This window comes from Vallitalea guaymasensis (assembly GCF_018141425.1).
GTDB lineage: Bacteria > Bacillota > Clostridia > Lachnospirales > Vallitaleaceae > Vallitalea > Vallitalea guaymasensis.
This window is the reverse complement of the sequence record NZ_CP058561.1, coordinates 5,189,488-5,206,222: the sequence shown is the minus strand read 5'-3', so window position 1 is coordinate 5,206,222 and position 16,735 is coordinate 5,189,488. Positions and strand designations below refer to the sequence as shown.

Genomic DNA, 16,735 nt, shown 5'->3' with positions numbered 1-16,735 from the left:
ATTTTTAAATATTTTCTAATATAAACTTCTCAATCCTTTAATTATCTTAGATATCCTCTCATTCTCCATCTTCATACTCACTCTATTAACAACCATTCTCGCAGACAATGGACAAATTTCCTCTAAAACAACCAATCCGTTTTCCTTTAATGTAGTTCCTGTTTCAACTATATCTACAATAACTTCTGATAAACCAACCAAAGGTGCAAGTTCTATTGACCCATTAAGTTTGATTATCTCTACTGTCTGATTCTTTTTATTATAGAAATAGTCTTTAGCTATATGAGGATACTTGGTAGCAACCCTAATAAAACTTCCTTTATCCAATACTTCTTTCATTTCACTAGGTCCAGCAACAATCATCTTACACTTACCAAAATCCAAGTCCAATACTTCATACAAATTTTTCTTCTCCTCAAGTATAGTGTCTTTACCTACGACACCTATATCTGCAGCTCCATATTCCACATATGTAGGTACATCACTGGCTTTCGCTAAGAAAAATCTTAATTTAAGTTCTTCATTTGTGAATATAAGCTTCCTTGTATCACTTTTCATCTCATCACAGTTAATTCCTATTTTTTCAAATAACTTTATGGTCTTTTTGGCTAATCTTCCTTTAGCTAATGCAATTGTAAGATATCTCATGCTTTTTCACCTCTATCTAGTAGTTCGTTAATTGCTACGACTGTTTTATCCATAGTTTGCAAATTGACTAATACAACCTCTTCATTATTATTAAAACTCATGATACCGCCAATTCCATGCTTTTTACCATATTCAATATTATCTTCTAAAGATTTTTCCAATAATCCAATCTGTACATTCATTCCTTTTGACCTGAATTCTTCGGATATGATAATAGCCTGTTTTCTAGTTTGTTGATTATAGACTATCAATGTATCTATATTAAATTCTGGTAGAGAAATCTGCTGTCTTTCTATAGCAAGCATTAATTCGTCAATAACGATAGCGAACCCTATAGCTGGCACATCTTTACCGAATTGTTTTAGAAGCGTATCGTAACGACCTCCATCAACTATTGAAACACCAGTTCCGTATGTGTAACCTCTAAATATAATACCCGTATAATAATTTAGACAATTAACTAGCCCAAGGTCAAAAGAAACATAATTTTCAACACCGTAATCACATAGTATTTCATAAACTTTTTCTAATCTATCAAGAGAATTAATAGCTTTTGCATTATTGGTTAACTTTCTTGCTTTTTCTATAACTTCCACAGAACCAAATAGTTTGGGAAGATCTAAAAATACTTGTTTTAAATCATCTGACATATTGCATCTAGTAAGCAGTTCTTCTACAGCAATAAAGTTTTTCTCATCTACGAAATTCCTAAGTTCTTCCTCTTCATTGGCATCAAGTCCAGCTTCTTCAGCAAGACCTTTGAAAAATCCTGCCTGTCCTAAATCTATTTGAAACTTTTCAAGTCCAGCTATACTTAAACTATTGATAATCAAAGCAATTATTTCAGCATCAGCATCTTCACTATTTATACCAATTAATTCTACACCGGCTTGTGTAAACTCTCTTAACTTACCTTGATAACTTTTACCATTTCTGAAGGTGTTACCAACATAACAAACACGTACAGGGTTTTCTTCATTCTTATAATATGTAGAAACATATCTTGCAATAGATGGTGTTATATCTGGTCTTAGTGCTAAAATATTTCCATCTCTATCAAAAAACTTATACATTTCTCTAATATCTACAGTTCCACGTTCATGATTAAAAACATCATAATATTCAAAAGTTGGAGTTTGAATATCCCTAAAACCATATCTATGAAATACAGAACCTATCCTGTTTTGCAATTCAATTTTTTTGGACGTTTCTTTAATATTGAAATCCCTAACGCCTTCTGGCGTATGTAACAAACAATCTATCATACCGACTACTTCCTTTCTAAAAATATTTTTATGTATATTGAAATAAATTATTCTAAATCTCTTATATATTAAATAAAATATACTTTATTGCATTAAAGTGCTAATTCATTAAACCATCTAATTATTGTAATATTATATGTTAATTTGCTGTAAATGTCAACATCAAATAGCAAAAAACATTTTTTAAAATTTAGGGTAGATTAATTATTATCTATATAGTTTTTGATTTGTTCCAAATAATGAAGATAAATACCATTTTTATTAGATATTATGTAAGACCTATCCATCTCTTTGTAGGGTATAGATTTTCTACCACCTGTCTTAGCTTTATCCCAATAACATTTAATATTTTGATAAGGCAGATAAAAGTATTCGTTATATTTTGAGAAATAAACCAAGAAGAATGCAATGCCTCCCTGTTTCTCATAATCATCCATAAATACCATTTGATGTTCATGTATATTTTGTAAAGGAAGAATATCTTTAGTAGTTTCTTTTGCATCAAAACATACAGCTATACCTTGAACAACGCCAATATAATCAACAGTACTTTTTTGTTCAAAGTATGCTAAGGATATGTGTCTGGTTTTCTGGTCAATCTTTATAGGTTTTATTGGAGTTGGAATCTTTTGAATTAAGGCTAATCCATTCTCTCTATATTTTTTATTGGTAAAATTGATAAGTTCTTCAAGGGTACTTCCTCTCAGTCCTCTTGAATTCCAATATGCCATATTACCCCCACTTTCTATTTCTCACTTAATTTCTTGATTGCATCATCAATTAATATTTGTAAATCTTTATCATTTTCTTTCGTTTTCATTTTTTCTAATATATCTATACCTTCATTGAAAGAAAGTCTAACTATAGAATCTACAATTTCCTTTCTAATATCTATTCTTACGTCATCTATATTATTAGCTAATATAGTTAACGCTTCTTTACTTTTTGAATTTCCTAGAGCGATTATTGCATTTCTCTGCAATATTTTTTTCCCTCTCCATCCAGAAGATGATATACCATAAGTTTTTTTGAATTCTTTATTGCTCATGTTAAGCATTGAATCATATTCAGGATAAGGGTCAATAACATTTGGTATATCTTTATTTATGACATTGTTATAAGGACATACCTTCTGACAAACATCACAGCCATAAATTTGTTGTCCCATTTTTTTCTTGAGTTCATCATCTATATGTCCCTTATGTTGGGTCAGATAAGAAACACATATATTACAATCTATTTCATTATTTCCTATTATTGCTCCTGACGGACATGATTTAACACAGTTATTACAACTTCCACAACCAATTGAAATTTCATTTTCATCTGGCTTAATATAATAATCGGTTAGTATATAACCTATAAATACTCTAGAACCATATTTCTCAGTTATCAACATGGAATTCTTGCCAATGAACCCAAGACCAGCTCGTCTTGCAACAGCTCTATCTGAAAACGGACTAGTATCTACAAATATCTTAGTATTACAACTTACTAAGCTATGAAGATGCTCTTCCAATAATCTTAACTTAGCTGATACAATTTTATGATAATCTCTGGTTACAGCCGCCATACTGATATTACCTCTTAGAGTATTATCATTCTGCTTTTTGGGGTTATTATTATATGTTTCCAATATTACTATGAAGGACTTTGCATTTTCTAGAGTAAGCTTGGGATATATTTTTTTATTGTAATCTTTAGATTCTAAATTACACATATACTTACTGCAATCTCGATTGAATAAAATATCTTCAAGTTCATAAAAAGGTTTTGCTAAGCAAAACCCAATTTCATCAACATTAATTTCTCTACTATATTCTATTAAATCCTTTTTTATATCCATATTTTCACCTTCAATGGCTAAACAGTGTATCAGCTATTTTTTTGAATCTTCCATGTATATCTGTAATAAATTCTTTATTATCCAGATATAATAGATATCCATCATCATCTATATTAAATCTGATCTTATATGCATGAAGCAGCTGATGTTTTAATCCATATCTATCTTTAAAGATATCATTTATCTTTTTGTCACCATACTTATAATCACCAATAAGAGGATGTCCTATACTAGATAAGTGAGCTCTTATTTGATGTGATTTACCAGTAACTATCTTTACATCAAGCAACGTATATTCTTTACCAATTTTAAGAGGTTTATATATTGTCTTAATATAACTTCCCATATCTTCATTATCTGAAATAGATACCTTATTACTGATACCATCTTTAGTTAGATAACCTTCAATAGTATTGGTTGTAGACAATATCCCCTTTACTATACACATATAATGCTTATCCAATTTATTATTGGCTATAAGCCTATTTATCTCTTGTAAAGACTTAATGTTTTTACCAGCTATTACTATACCACTAGTATTTCTGTCTAATCTATTACATATACCTGGTCTGAAACCTCTGGTGGCTTCGGGGTCGTATTCACCGTTATTAACTAAGTAAGTTATTATTTCGTCTACTAATGAAACACTATCACTATTATTTGGCTGTGATAATAATCCAACAGGCTTATTGCATATTAGTATGTTATCATCCTCATAAATTACCTTATGAGTTATAGAAACGTGTTTACTTATGCTATGATTACTGAATTTCTGTATAGTCTCAGTAGACAAATATATTTGAAACACATCATTTGCCTTTAAAATTTCATTTCCTATTATTCTTTTCTTATTAAGCTTTATTCTCTTTTTCCTTAGCATTTTATACAAAAAACTCTTTGATGATTTATTAAAATATTTTAATAAATATTTATCAGCTCTTTGATTGCTTTCATCTTTTGATACTATTATTTCTTTCATATGAGTCTCCGATTTTAAATTGAATTGTCTAATAATACATTTGCTAAAGCTACTTGATTTTCTGTATCAACATTATTCAGTAGTGTTGATAATTGCGTTATAACATATGAATACATGGCTTGTTCGTCATTGTACACTTTTACTTGAGCTAAGTAACCTTTTGGCTTTATTAATTTTTCAATAAGTTCCTTATACTCAAACACTTGTTTCCTGGTTTTCTTTTCATCAATCAACAATATGATTTCTTTATCACTTACAACTGCTATTTGATAGAACAGTGTTTTTTTACCTCTTACAACAACTAGACTTGATAAATAGACTAATCTATCACTTATCTTTTCGAATTTACGATAAACTTCTTCCTTGCCTTCCTTATACTGTCTATATAAAATATATTTAACTAGAAATTGAGCTTCTGGCAAAGCAAGCAATACAGTAATCAATAATAGTACATTACCTTTTGTAAATACATACCTATCAATAATATAAAGTGTAAGTATAATTAAAAAACCTATAATCGTTAATAATAAGTAACTTCTTTTTTGTGAACCAATGTATCCATATTCTCCCTTTGGTTGTCTCATGTTAATTTCCTTTCATATAAGCATTTGTCCTGTAGATTATACCACAAATTAGTAATATTGAAAATATCTTTCTCTGGTCATGACATAACGTACATAATCAATATTCGCACCACTTAATATTAGGGCATTCTTATTAATTCCTTTTTGTTCAAAATGTAACCTTTCAGGTATAGCTCTGCTTTTTGTATTTTTTTCGGCTACATAGACATAAACAACATTTAATTTTAATTCATTGAATATGATAGCAAGAAAACTTTTGCAACACATAGTCATTATACCTCTTCCCTGATAATTTTCTGCAAGCCAGTAACCTAGTGAAGTGGATTTTTCTGACCAATCTATATTATGTGTTCCTAATCTGCCAACTATTTTACCTCTATATATTACATTACATTGAAATCCATTATTACTTGCATATTGATGCATGGCTTTGTAAGCCTTATATTTGCAATCATTTGCACTTTTAACCAAATCTACCCAAGTAAGCCATCTCTTTAGATGATTTCTTGAAGAATCTATGACTTTGAAAACTTCCTCAGCATCCTGTACATTGGATAACCTAAGAGATATATCATTATTAACTTTATATTCAAACATATAAAGTTTTCAATCCTTTCTATAATGAATAACATTTATTCCTTTATAATTATTATACGCTTTTATGTAAAACTATTTCATATAAATTTGATATTAAAAAAGATTCCATGAGATATCTCACAGAATCTTTTACTTATAATCATTTAAAACTTATTGAACACCTAAGATACCAGTTAAATCGCAACCTTCACTAATAACCCATTTGTCATCCACAAGTTTTAATTCAATTACAGCTTCAGTTTCTTCTGTAGCAATTTCTTTATCCTTTGTTACTTCGTCAAGAGCTTTCTGTAACATGTCTTGACCTTTCTCGATACTGTCCCCAGCTTGGTCACCAAGATTACTAAGATCTACTGAAGACATAAGAGATGCAACGATTTCATCAAGTTTTGGATGTGTAACCTTAATCTTGACAGTTGCAGTATCCTCTTTCATCTCTGAACTAACAACCTCATATTTTAATTGACCGAATAATAAATCATTCATAGGATTATTCTGTATCTCATCGAAGAATTCATCTTCAACTTTTGTCTCAAGGTTATCATAAGCTTCCTTGAAGTTTCCTTCAACTAGATTATCCATAAAAGATGAGACTGCTTTTGTAGCTTCGTTGTCTTTAGATGAAGATTTACTACATCCTTGAAACATAAGCATGGATAATATTACTACTGTTACTAAAAAATACTTTTTCATTTTTTTCACCCTCATTTAAAATATTTGTATAATTACGACCTTAATTATTATACATATATAATATATAAATGTAAAGTGTAATTTAATCTCTTAATATATTTATATCTTCACCATTCAATACTTTGTTTAGATTACGTACTGCACACATCTTACCACACATTGAACAAGAATTCTCATCTTCTGGTTTTGAACTTTCACGATATTTTTTGGCTTTAACTGGGTCCATAGCCAATTCAAACATTTTATTCCAGTCTAGTTGCTGTCTAGCATAGCTCATACTATTATCCCATGCTCTTGAGTTAGGTAATTTTTTGCCGATATCACCAGCATGAGCGGCAATTCTAGTGGCTATGATTCCTTCCTTCATATCATCAATACTAGGTAGTCTTAGATGTTCTGCTGGAGTTACATAACATAAGAAATCAGCTCCACTCGCAGCTGCAACAGCTCCACCGATAGCTCCTGTGATATGGTCATATCCTGGTGCAATATCAGTTACTAAAGGACCTAATACGTAAAATGGCGCACCATGACATAGTTTTTTCTCAAGCAACATGTTAGCTTCAATTTCATTTATAGCCATATGTCCAGGTCCTTCAATTATAACTTGGACATTCTTAGCCCATGCTCTTTTTGTTAATTCACCAAGCACTATTAATTCTTTGATTTGACTTGCATCTGTTGAGTCAGCTATTGCTCCTGGTCTACATGCATCACCAAGACTGATTGTTATATCATATTTAGCACAAATATCAAGTAATTCATCATAATGTTCATAGAATGGGTTTTCTTTTTTATTTAACTGCATCCATGCAAACATAAGAGAACCACCTCTTGAAACTAGATTCATAAGTCTAGGGTTTCTTCTGAATGTATTGGCTGTTTCTCTATTAATTCCAGCATGGATAGTTACAAAATCCACACCATCTTTACCATGTTTTTCAACAACATCCAAAAACTCTTTTTCTGTAATATCTTTTAATTCCTTATCATAGAAACCTAATGCATCGTATACAGGTACAGTTCCTATCATGGCAGAGGACATATCAATAAGTTTTTTCCTGAATTCCTCAGTTTTACCATAGTTACTAAGATCCATGATTGATTCTGCTTTCATATCAATAGCTACTTTTACTTTTTCAAGCTCTCTATCTATATCATAACTGTCTTTTGATATACCTAAGTTAACATTGATCTTGGTTCTTAATCCATCACCAACACCTTCTGGATCAATGCTTTTATGGTTTTTATTAGCTGGAATAACAACTGTACCTTTTGCTATTTTATCAGCTAGAACATTAACATCCATATTTTCTTTTTTTGCTACTATTTCCATTTCCTTTGTGATAATACCTTTTCTGGCAGCATCCATTTGTGTAGTATAATTCATTGTATTCCTTCCTTTCAAAAAAGCGTCTTTTAGTTTTTTTATAGCATCCTTTATATTTTTTGAATCATAAATCTCAGAAATTACAGCAATTGAATCTACATTCTCATTAATTTCTTTTGATAGATTTTCCGCTGTAATACCTCCAATACCAACAATGGGTATAGGAACAGCGTTTTTAATATCAATTAATGTTTTAAGCTTAATCTGTACTGCATCAAGTTTAGTTGGTGAAGGAAATAAAGCACCCACTCCAAGGTAGTCTGCTCCTTCTTCATAACATCTTACGGCATCTTCAACAGTTTTGGCTGTTGCTCCGATAATAACATCTTCACCAAGAATATCTCTTGCTTCTTTTATACTGGTATCATCTTGTCCAAGATGAACACCATCTGCTCCTACTTCTTTTGCAATATCTACTCTATCATTTATTATAAGAGAGGCATTGTATTTATCACATAATTCTTTTATTTTTATAGCTTCATTATGTAATAGATCTTTATTCTTTTCTTTACTTCTATATTGAAAAATATAAATTCCCTCTCTAAGAGCTTGTTCTGTCTTCTCTAGTAGAATATTAAAATCTGGATATTGTTTTGAAATCAAATATAATTCATTTTCAAATTTCATTTACAATTACCTTCTTTCCATCTATCAAATTCTTGTTTTTCATATTATAGATACTATCAAATAATTTTACTTTAAATGTCCCCGCTGATTCTTGGTCTTTTAAGTTATTTTCTACTATATCAGCTGCTTGGTCCATAGCTGATATACCATAAATGCTACTTAGAAAGGCATCACAAGATTTGGCTAATGATACTGCTATCAATGGTGATATCATACATCCTGTTCCAGTTATTGAAGTAAGCATCTTGGAACCTCCATTAATCTTAGCAACATACCTATCACTACAAACCGTATCAATTTTTCCTGTAATTGCAGCTATGGTATTATATGTCTTAGCAACTTTCTGTCCAATAACGCCGATATCCTCTACATCTATTTCTTCTGAATCCACACCCTTTGAATTGGTCTTTAATCCAAGGAGTGCTTTTATCTCAGATGCATTGCCTTTAATTACATCTATTTTGTAATTATCAAGTATATGAAAAACTATTTCTTTTCTATAACTTGTAGCAGCTACACCTACAGGGTCTAAAATTACAGGTATATTATTATCATTTGCAACCTGTATAGCTTTTTTTATTGACTGTACCTTAATAGACGTAACAGTACCGATATTAATTACTAGACAATTGCTCATTGAAGTTATTTCTTCTATTTCTTCTATGGCTTCAGCCATGATTGGACTTCCTCCAAAAGCAAGAGTCATATTTGCTACATCATTAGATGTTACATAGTTAGTGATATAATGTACTAACGGTTTCATTGAATTTTTATATATTTTACCAAAGTCAAAAGTGTCAATATAATTATTCATAATATTACCTCTCTATGAAGTGATTAACCGGTCCATCTCCTGAACCAATGGAAAATCCTCCTGCTATTGCTTTTGTAATATAATCTTTTGCCATTCTAACTGCATCAACAGTGTTTTGCCCCTTACTGATATTGGCTGCTATGGCAGAAGATAATGCACATCCAGTTCCACGGGTATTAGGGTTGTCTATTCTTTTATGGTTATAATATGTGAAATCATTACCATCAAATAAAACATCACATGCTGTATCTCTCAGATGTCCACCTTTTACCAAAACATTTTTTGAACCAAGCTCATATAATTTTCTACAAGCTGTTTCCATATCATATGTATTACTTATGGGTGTATCAGTCAATCGCTCTGCTTCAAGTATATTTGGAGTTATGAGATTACATAATGGAAACATATCTTTAACAATACTTTCTATTGCATCACCCTTAAGTAAAATCCTCCCTGTTGTTGATATCATTACAGGGTCTAAAACTATCTTAGGTAATTGATAATGTTTAAAAGTATTAACGATAGCTGTTATTATTCGCTTGTTGAACAACATTCCTATCTTGATACTGTCCACTTTTATATCATCAAATATAGCTTCTATTTGTTTGGAAATCGTTATAGGTTCAAGTCCTTGTATGTGTGATACTTTTGTTGTATTTTGAGCAGTTACAGCTGTAATAACACTCATACCATACACTCCATGAGCAGCAAATGTCTTAAGGTCTCCTTGTATTCCTGCACCACCACTGCAATCTGAACCTGCAATTGTTAACGCTGTTTTCATTGTATAGATACCTTCTTTTTCATTACTAATTTTTTTAATGCTGTAAGTTCAAATAGTAATACAGCTATTACAGCTCCTGCAAAAGAACTAATAATAAATGGTATTACTAGACCAAATATTGCAGCTTGTCTGCCCATAAATAAAATACCTACTGGATATGCTATTATTGCTCCAATAATCCCTGTTCCTATTACTTCACCTAGAGCAGCAAGATATGTATTAGCAAATTTCTTGAACATTAGACCAGCAAATAAAGCACCAAAAATACTACCTGGGAATGCTAATAATGTTCCCATAGCAAAAATATTTCTTAGTGTGGATATAACTATTGCATTAATTACTGCGTATACAGGTCCTAATAGTATTGCAGATATTACGTTGATTAGATGTTGCCACGGAAAACATTTTGCAGCACCAATAGGAATATGATACGGACTTAGTACAACACCTAGCGCAATAAGTACACCAGATAAAGCTAATTTTCTAGTTTCTAGTTTCATGTAATCATTTCCTTTCATAAAATTAATTAACTCGTTGATAAGATAATTAAACATTTTAATGAGGTTTATTGGCGAAGCAAACCTATAAATAACAAAAAGGCAATCCGAGGATTGCCTTAATACCATATCAATAAATATTACGATAAGCTTCCCTCCGCTGGTACGAACCAGATCAGGTCAAGGGTCAAAGAATATCGTTCTTTATCTCAGCTAGCTATACTAGCCCCCCTAGCCAATGTTTAATTTTATATTCGTGTATATGGTAACATATTTAATTAATATAATCAATAGCTTTTGAATTTAATTAATGTTTATCTTAATACAAACTGGATAAGTTGTATTAATGGTCTTAGAAGTAGTTACTATCAACCCTTCTTGGTCTTGTTTATAATTCAAGTCATCATCATAACCCAAAATTTTAACGTCCATTATATCACCTGCAAAATATTTACTTCCTTTTTGTAATGATTTAATTACGACTTTATCATTATCAGGCCATTTTAATACATTAGCATAGATATATGGAGCATTATATGTAAATCTTATATCTTCACTAGTAAAAGGTGAACGTTTTTCATCATTGAACGCCCCTTCTATGACTTCTGTTGGTCCCTCACCAAAAGTACTCCAATATTCAGTATCATATATTGATTCACCATTGATTCTTAACCATTTACCAATACTTCTTAATACATTTTCCTCTTCTTGTGTAATTGTTCCATCAGATTTCGGACCAATATTAAGTAATAGGCAACCATTTTTACTTACTATATCAATAAGGTCACATACCACTGATTCAGGAGTCTTGAAATCATTGTTCTCAGTATAGCCCCATGAATTTTTTGCTATTGCTGTATCTGTCTGCCATAGTCTAGGTCTTATAGAAGCTAATTGACCTCTTTCTACATCAAATATTGCAGTACCTTTTGCAAAAGCATCAAATTTATAGTTAATGGCTACGTCTTCTCCCCATTCTGCAGCTCTATTATAGTAATAAGCCGCAAATTTTTTTAGATAAGGTTTAAAGGCTACATTTTGTATCCACCAATCAAACCATACAATCTTGGGCTGATATTTATCTACAAGTTCACAAGTTCTAACAAGCCAATTATCCAAATGCTCAGTAGATGGTCCTTGACTATGAATATTATGAGTAGTCTCATGCAAATCATCATTCTCAAATAACTTAACAGCATATCCATAAGGCTCTTGAAACTGAATATCTTCAAGTCCTGAATCAAACTCCCTAAGTCCTGACATGAACCAATAATTCTCTGCTCTATGACTTGATGCAGTAAAAACTATATCTCTTTCTTCTGCAGCTTTCTTTAATGCTCCTATTATATCTTTTTCTGGTCCCATCTTTGCTGCATTGAACCCTGATAGTTCACTATCATACATTTGAAATCCATCATGATGTTCTGCAACAGGCATAACATATTTAGCTCCAGCATCAGCAAAAAGCTCCATCCATTCATCAGCATCAAATTTTTCACCTTTGAACATTGGTATGAAATCCTTATATCCAAAGTCTTTATGCTTACCATAAGTCTTTATGTGGTGCTCATATTCTTTTGACCCTTCTATGTACATATTTCTTGGATACCATTCATTACCATAGGCTGGTACGGAATAGACTCCCCAATGGATGAAGATACCGAATTTTGCATCCTTATACCACTTAGGTTCTTTATATTCCCTTAATGACTCCCATGTATCTTCATAAGGTCCTTTATTTATAACCTGGTCAATAGTCTCAAGATAATCTTTTATATTTTTCATGAAATCTTCTCCCTTCCCTAATATATTTATATATTAATTAATCTGTGATATAATATAAATATAAAATACTAACCTATTTTTATAATATTTATATTAAGGAGAAGAAGATGTCAAAATCACAGGATAAAATGATTTCAAAATATATGTCTTATCTTAGAGTTAATTTAATAATATCAGCCTACAATCAAGTTCCTCTAAGTTGGAAAGACACCCAAAACAACCTAGGTTATTGTAAAATATATTTTATTGAAAAAGGTTACGGTGTAGTTTACATTGATGATATTGCATATTATCCAAAAGCAGGAGATTTAATGTTTATACCAGAAGGTTGTACACATGGATATTCTACAATAGGTCCAAAAACTTATACTAAACACTGGTGCCACTTCAATGCATATATCGGTTCAATTCCCATATCAGATTTTCTAGATATACCCTACATAAAGACAATAAAAAATCCCCAAAAGATTATTTCACTTTTTGAGGACTTGACTGCTTACTATAATAGTGATAATCCTTTCTCACCATTGAATGCTCAAGCAACATTAATGCAGCTATTATCTACATATTTTTCAGAGATTTGTAAAAATGATATTACTCTCAAAACGCAAATGACAGATACTAAGCTAAATTTACTACTAGATTTTATAGAAAAAAATCTCCATAATAAAATAACTATTAATGTACTTGCTGACTATATGAATCTTCATCCTAATTACTTGATAAGGTTATTCACAAGTACTTTTGGTCTGTCTCCTATGGAATATATAAACAGACTGCGTATCGAAAGAGCTAAGGAACTATTAACTATTAATAATGAAAGTATAAAATTGATATCAGAACTAGTGGGATTTAGCACTCCATATTATTTTTCCCTTGTTTTCAAAAAACAGACTGGATTATCTCCAAAACAATATAGACAGTTGACCTATAAAAAAATCTGAATAAACTGTCCTACAATTAAAAATAAGGAGCTATCGTATAATACATTTTTAACGTCAATATCAAGGAAGATAGACTTGTAGCCATCTACAAAAATGTATTATCCGATAGCCCCTTATTTTATAGTCAATATTAAACTTCTATTTTCATTCCATCATAAGCCATTATTAAACCTTTATTCTTAAATGTATCTTTATCTCTATCATAAACAACAAGTCCATTATGTGAAAAATGTTGAGATATAACTGTACTTTTTTCATCTAATGCATTGTTTTCTCTTAATATATGTACAATCCGTTCATTATCTTTCAAGCACATATGAGTTGAATTTTCATTGATTTCACCAAAACCACATGTACAATCTAATATGGCTAAGTCAAAATAAAGATTAGTTATATGCTCAATAACATTGTCAAAATAATAACCTGAATCCAAACCGTACAACATCCTTTTACCTTCATGTTCAATTATATATATTAGACACTCTTCTTCCTTATACATAGTACTATGTTTAGCAGTTAATGGTGTTATCTTATAATCTTCGATAAAGAATGTTTTGAATGGCTCAGCTCTATTAAGTGTAAAATGTTCATTAATATCACCTGAGAAATCCTCAAACTGGTCTAATATATCTAAACATGTTTGATTAGCATAGATATTCAACTTTGGATTACCCTCATTTCTATAACATGGTAATTTGAATTCTAGATCATAATAATTGAAATGGTCACTATGAGAATGTGTAATCAACAAATATTCTAATCTAGAATAGTCTATCCCATAGGTATGAACATGATGCATTACATCATTAGTGAAATCAATAACTATCTTATCATCAATAATGATACTTGAACGTTTTCTAATATTCTTTCCTCCAAGTTTTTTGGATTCCATACATATTGGACAATTACAAAATAATGCAGGTATGCCTTCAGCAGCCGCTGTTCCCAAAAATTGTACTTTCATAAATTTTACCTCCATGTAGTTATATAAGTTATTAATAATTTCAACTTCAATATACTCCCTTGGATAATTTATGTCAATAATATAATAAATCATTTTATATATACATACCTATATTTTTTTTGTATTTAAATGTATACTTTTTGATAGTCTGTCAAAAATTGAATATTAGTTGATAATAATTACTCTGTACATCTATCTACTCGTATAAAACTAATCATTGCATCTGCATTATTATCAATAATATGCTTACATCTATCTATCTCTATTGTTAATATCCCATCATTAACTTCAATACCCTTATAACTCTTTATTCCTTCCCAACGAGGTGGTACATATCTCCAGGTTTTCAAATCCCCCTCAATTGTAATATCCATTTTACGATAAGAGTGAGACCAAGGGTCTCTAAAACCAAGGTCAATATTATAAAAACCATTTGGCACCTCAAATTTATATGTGATTCCCCGGCCGCCTAATAAGCTTTCATCTGTTCTTATACTAAAGAACATATCATCTATATGAGGCACTACAGTTGTTCCTCCATCTGTTTCGTAACCCCAAGAATAATTGCTTATAGTATCTATTCCATAAGCTTGGTCAGGTACACTATTTCTTAGATTATTATTAGATTCAATATTAGAAAAAGAATTACTATGTTCTACATTACCACAATCAACATAGTACATTATATTATCATTATTATGATAGTCAGCATCAACGACCATAGTAGTAACTGATTTAGCTGGTAATGATATTTCTAGGATATCTTCAGTTATAGCAAAGTTTTCAATCTGTTGAAGATCCTCGTTAATACTTGTTCTATAAGCTTGGATATCACCCAAAGTATCAAATCTTGATAAATCATATCTGTATGTTTTTAAATTATTTGTATCATTATAAGCCACAAGAACTAGTTTGTTATCATTTTCCCCATAGGCTGCTAATGTTTTTGAAACACCATTATATATTATTTTATATCCTGGACGAATGAATTTACTGTATTGGGCCATTGTATAATATTTTTTAGTTAATATGTAATTATCATTATCTTGATTGAATGGTGTATGAATCAATCCAAAACTATGGTCACATTCTACGGCTCCTGTCTCATCTTCAACAGCTTGCCAGAATACCCAAGCTTCTGCTCCTATATCATAAACATCATAATATATTTTTTCTGCTAACCACATAGCTTCTTCCATTGCATGCTCGCCGTGATGATCATGAGCGCCACCGCTAAGTGGTAATGTAGGTGAACTGTCTGTTTCTGACATCCATATTTTTTTATTCATGAATCTAGCTAGACTTTTAACTTCTGGTCTTTTAGTCCCATGATAAGAATGAGTATTAATCTGCCATATACTATCTATGACATCCTGAGAATAATCTTCCATGTTAAGAGTCCAATCAAGATTAGTCTCTTCATTACCTGAGATCTTAATTTGATTAATAAGCCCTTTTTGAACTAAACTATTGTACAGCTCTCTATAGATCTTTTCTTGACTTTCCTTAGACCAATCACAGCCTTCTTGATTATTAAAAGCTTTCCATCCCAAACCAGTGGATGGTTCATTAATTGGTGATAAAGTCCTAAAAGTAATACCCCATTCATCCCTGAAATGTTTAACTACCTCAGTTAAATAATCAGCAAAATCATCAAAACAATCTTCTTTCAGGTTATCATCCCATGGAAAAGTATTTCCTGCTGAACAGCCACTATAAGTCATCCAATAGGGTGGACTATTGGAAAAAGCTTCTAATATATCAGCACCTCTTTCAATAGCTTCATCAAGAATCTTACGTTGATTCGCATCTTTGGTCCAATCATAGCTACCACCTTCTATTGGTAAATATCCAGGTACATCTCCACCAATCCTCATATGTGAATGAGTAGGATTGTCCCCACCTCCGATATTATACCTTGCTACAGTAAAACCTAACCCCTCTGTTGGTGAATAGAGCAAATCCATAACCTTGTCAACATTTTCTTCTGACCAACCCCCAATTATATTAGCCCACCAGCATAAGGTTGTACCCCAGCCTTCAAAAGTTTGTCTCTCACCAAAAGGATCAATTACGATAACATTGTCTTCATTTGCATAAGTTACTTTGCTAGCATTTGCAAATAGTAGAAAAGTAATTAACATAAACGTAAAAAATATTTTGTTTTTGCGGTTAAATAATAACATCCCTCTTCTCCTTTATAGCTATTTTCAACTAACCATTAAATACCTTGATAAAATTAATAGCAGTTGAATTGTATAATAACATAATAATTATAACATCAGGGAAGAGGGAATAAATTTAACTATTCTACTATT

The 16,735-nt window shown here is 31.0% G+C and carries 16 protein-coding genes, 1 pseudogene and 1 riboswitch; of the genes and pseudogenes, 1 reads left to right on the top strand and 16 read right to left on the bottom strand.

What is annotated here, in order from left to right; translation table 11 throughout:
- Positions 1–15 precede the first annotated feature (15 nt).
- The 14 genes and pseudogenes from hisG to HYG85_RS22430 all read right to left on the bottom strand — a co-directional run bounded on the left by hisG (position 16) and on the right by HYG85_RS22430 (position 12,509).
- Complete coding sequence (gene hisG, locus HYG85_RS22490) at positions 16–648, bottom strand: ATP phosphoribosyltransferase (protein ID WP_212691523.1); 633 nt, start codon at positions 646–648, stop codon at positions 16–18.
- Positions 645–1,913, bottom strand: a complete 1,269-nt coding sequence (hisZ, locus tag HYG85_RS22485; protein ID WP_212691522.1) for an ATP phosphoribosyltransferase regulatory subunit — start codon at positions 1,911–1,913, stop codon at positions 645–647. The genes hisG and hisZ overlap by 4 nt, the downstream gene beginning before the upstream one ends.
- A 200-nt stretch (positions 1,914–2,113) precedes the next feature.
- Positions 2,114–2,644 (bottom strand): Holliday junction resolvase RecU, encoded by a 531-nt coding sequence (locus tag HYG85_RS22480; protein ID WP_212691521.1) that lies wholly within the window; start codon positions 2,642–2,644, stop codon positions 2,114–2,116.
- A gap of 14 nt (positions 2,645–2,658) precedes the next feature.
- A complete protein-coding gene (queG, locus tag HYG85_RS22475; protein WP_212691520.1) occupies positions 2,659–3,759 on the bottom strand; it encodes a tRNA epoxyqueuosine(34) reductase QueG in 1,101 nt (366 codons plus the stop codon).
- Positions 3,760–3,769: 10 nt separating this feature from the next.
- Entirely contained in the window at positions 3,770–4,738 is a 969-nt protein-coding gene (locus HYG85_RS22470; protein WP_212691519.1) for an RluA family pseudouridine synthase, read from the bottom strand.
- A gap of 14 nt (positions 4,739–4,752) precedes the next feature.
- Positions 4,753–5,322: a hypothetical protein gene (locus tag HYG85_RS22465; RefSeq protein ID WP_212691518.1), complete on the bottom strand. Its 570-nt coding sequence runs from the start codon at positions 5,320–5,322 to the stop codon at positions 4,753–4,755.
- A 48-nt stretch (positions 5,323–5,370) separates the two neighbouring features.
- Complete coding sequence (locus HYG85_RS22460) at positions 5,371–5,919, bottom strand: GNAT family N-acetyltransferase (RefSeq protein ID WP_212691517.1); 549 nt, start codon at positions 5,917–5,919, stop codon at positions 5,371–5,373.
- 150 nt (positions 5,920–6,069) lie between these two features.
- Positions 6,070–6,612 carry a hypothetical protein gene (locus tag HYG85_RS22455; protein WP_212691516.1) on the bottom strand — a complete coding sequence of 181 codons (543 nt, stop codon included), beginning with the start codon at positions 6,610–6,612 and terminating at the stop codon, positions 6,070–6,072.
- Between the two features lie 82 nt (positions 6,613–6,694).
- Positions 6,695–8,002, bottom strand: coding sequence for a phosphomethylpyrimidine synthase ThiC (gene thiC, locus HYG85_RS22450; protein ID WP_244971354.1), 1,308 nt, complete (start codon positions 8,000–8,002; stop codon positions 6,695–6,697).
- 42 nt (positions 8,003–8,044) lie between these two features.
- Positions 8,045–8,629 (bottom strand): annotated as a pseudogene (gene thiE, locus HYG85_RS24705) (thiamine phosphate synthase); the annotation flags it as partial.
- Complete coding sequence (thiM, locus tag HYG85_RS22445; protein ID WP_212691514.1) at positions 8,619–9,443, bottom strand: hydroxyethylthiazole kinase; 825 nt, start codon at positions 9,441–9,443, stop codon at positions 8,619–8,621. The pseudogene thiE and the gene thiM, both read right to left, overlap by 11 nt.
- A 4-nt stretch (positions 9,444–9,447) precedes the next feature.
- Positions 9,448–10,227 (bottom strand): bifunctional hydroxymethylpyrimidine kinase/phosphomethylpyrimidine kinase, encoded by a 780-nt coding sequence (thiD, locus tag HYG85_RS22440; protein WP_212691513.1) that lies wholly within the window; start codon positions 10,225–10,227, stop codon positions 9,448–9,450.
- Positions 10,224–10,727: an energy coupling factor transporter S component ThiW gene (gene thiW, locus HYG85_RS22435; protein ID WP_212691512.1), complete on the bottom strand. Its 504-nt coding sequence runs from the start codon at positions 10,725–10,727 to the stop codon at positions 10,224–10,226. The genes thiD and thiW overlap by 4 nt, the downstream gene beginning before the upstream one ends.
- 132 nt (positions 10,728–10,859) lie before the next feature.
- A riboswitch (TPP riboswitch) is annotated at positions 10,860–10,967 on the bottom strand.
- A 60-nt stretch (positions 10,968–11,027) separates the two neighbouring features.
- The gene (locus HYG85_RS22430) at positions 11,028–12,509 is read right to left on the bottom strand and encodes an alpha-L-fucosidase (RefSeq protein ID WP_212691511.1); all 1,482 of its coding nucleotides are present in this window, start codon (positions 12,507–12,509) and stop codon (positions 11,028–11,030) included.
- 107 nt (positions 12,510–12,616) lie between these two features.
- On the opposite strand from HYG85_RS22430, the gene HYG85_RS22425 reads away from it, so the two are divergent.
- Complete coding sequence (locus HYG85_RS22425; RefSeq protein WP_212691510.1) at positions 12,617–13,453, top strand: helix-turn-helix domain-containing protein; 837 nt, start codon at positions 12,617–12,619, stop codon at positions 13,451–13,453.
- A 130-nt stretch (positions 13,454–13,583) separates the two neighbouring features.
- Here HYG85_RS22425 and HYG85_RS22420 read toward each other — a convergent pair whose 3' ends face one another.
- Positions 13,584–14,417 carry an MBL fold metallo-hydrolase gene (locus tag HYG85_RS22420; protein WP_212691509.1) on the bottom strand — a complete coding sequence of 278 codons (834 nt, stop codon included), beginning with the start codon at positions 14,415–14,417 and terminating at the stop codon, positions 13,584–13,586.
- Between the two features lie 179 nt (positions 14,418–14,596).
- Positions 14,597–16,603 carry a glycoside hydrolase family 30 protein gene (locus HYG85_RS22415; protein WP_212691508.1) on the bottom strand — a complete coding sequence of 669 codons (2,007 nt, stop codon included), beginning with the start codon at positions 16,601–16,603 and terminating at the stop codon, positions 14,597–14,599.
- Positions 16,604–16,735 lie beyond the last annotated feature (132 nt).

Coding starts and splice junctions, on each gene's coding strand:
- hisG (WP_212691523.1), bottom strand. CDS start 648: ATGAGATATCTTACAATTGCATTAGCTAAAGGAAGATTAGCCAAAAAG.
- hisZ (WP_212691522.1), bottom strand. CDS start 1,913: ATGATAGATTGTTTGTTACATACGCCAGAAGGCGTTAGGGATTTCAAT.
- HYG85_RS22480 (WP_212691521.1), bottom strand. CDS start 2,644: ATGGCATATTGGAATTCAAGAGGACTGAGAGGAAGTACCCTTGAAGAA.
- queG (WP_212691520.1), bottom strand. CDS start 3,759: ATGGATATAAAAAAGGATTTAATAGAATATAGTAGAGAAATTAATGTT.
- HYG85_RS22470 (WP_212691519.1), bottom strand. CDS start 4,738: ATGAAAGAAATAATAGTATCAAAAGATGAAAGCAATCAAAGAGCTGAT.
- HYG85_RS22465 (WP_212691518.1), bottom strand. CDS start 5,322: ATGAGACAACCAAAGGGAGAATATGGATACATTGGTTCACAAAAAAGA.
- HYG85_RS22460 (WP_212691517.1), bottom strand. CDS start 5,919: ATGTTTGAATATAAAGTTAATAATGATATATCTCTTAGGTTATCCAAT.
- HYG85_RS22455 (WP_212691516.1), bottom strand. CDS start 6,612: ATGAAAAAGTATTTTTTAGTAACAGTAGTAATATTATCCATGCTTATG.
- thiC (WP_244971354.1), bottom strand. CDS start 8,002: ATGAATTATACTACACAAATGGATGCTGCCAGAAAAGGTATTATCACA.
- thiM (WP_212691514.1), bottom strand. CDS start 9,443: ATGAATAATTATATTGACACTTTTGACTTTGGTAAAATATATAAAAAT.
- thiD (WP_212691513.1), bottom strand. CDS start 10,227: ATGAAAACAGCGTTAACAATTGCAGGTTCAGATTGCAGTGGTGGTGCA.
- thiW (WP_212691512.1), bottom strand. CDS start 10,727: ATGAAACTAGAAACTAGAAAATTAGCTTTATCTGGTGTACTTATTGCG.
- HYG85_RS22430 (WP_212691511.1), bottom strand. CDS start 12,509: ATGAAAAATATAAAAGATTATCTTGAGACTATTGACCAGGTTATAAAT.
- HYG85_RS22425 (WP_212691510.1), top strand. CDS start 12,617: ATGTCAAAATCACAGGATAAAATGATTTCAAAATATATGTCTTATCTT.
- HYG85_RS22420 (WP_212691509.1), bottom strand. CDS start 14,417: ATGAAAGTACAATTTTTGGGAACAGCGGCTGCTGAAGGCATACCTGCA.
- HYG85_RS22415 (WP_212691508.1), bottom strand. CDS start 16,603: ATGTTATTATTTAACCGCAAAAACAAAATATTTTTTACGTTTATGTTA.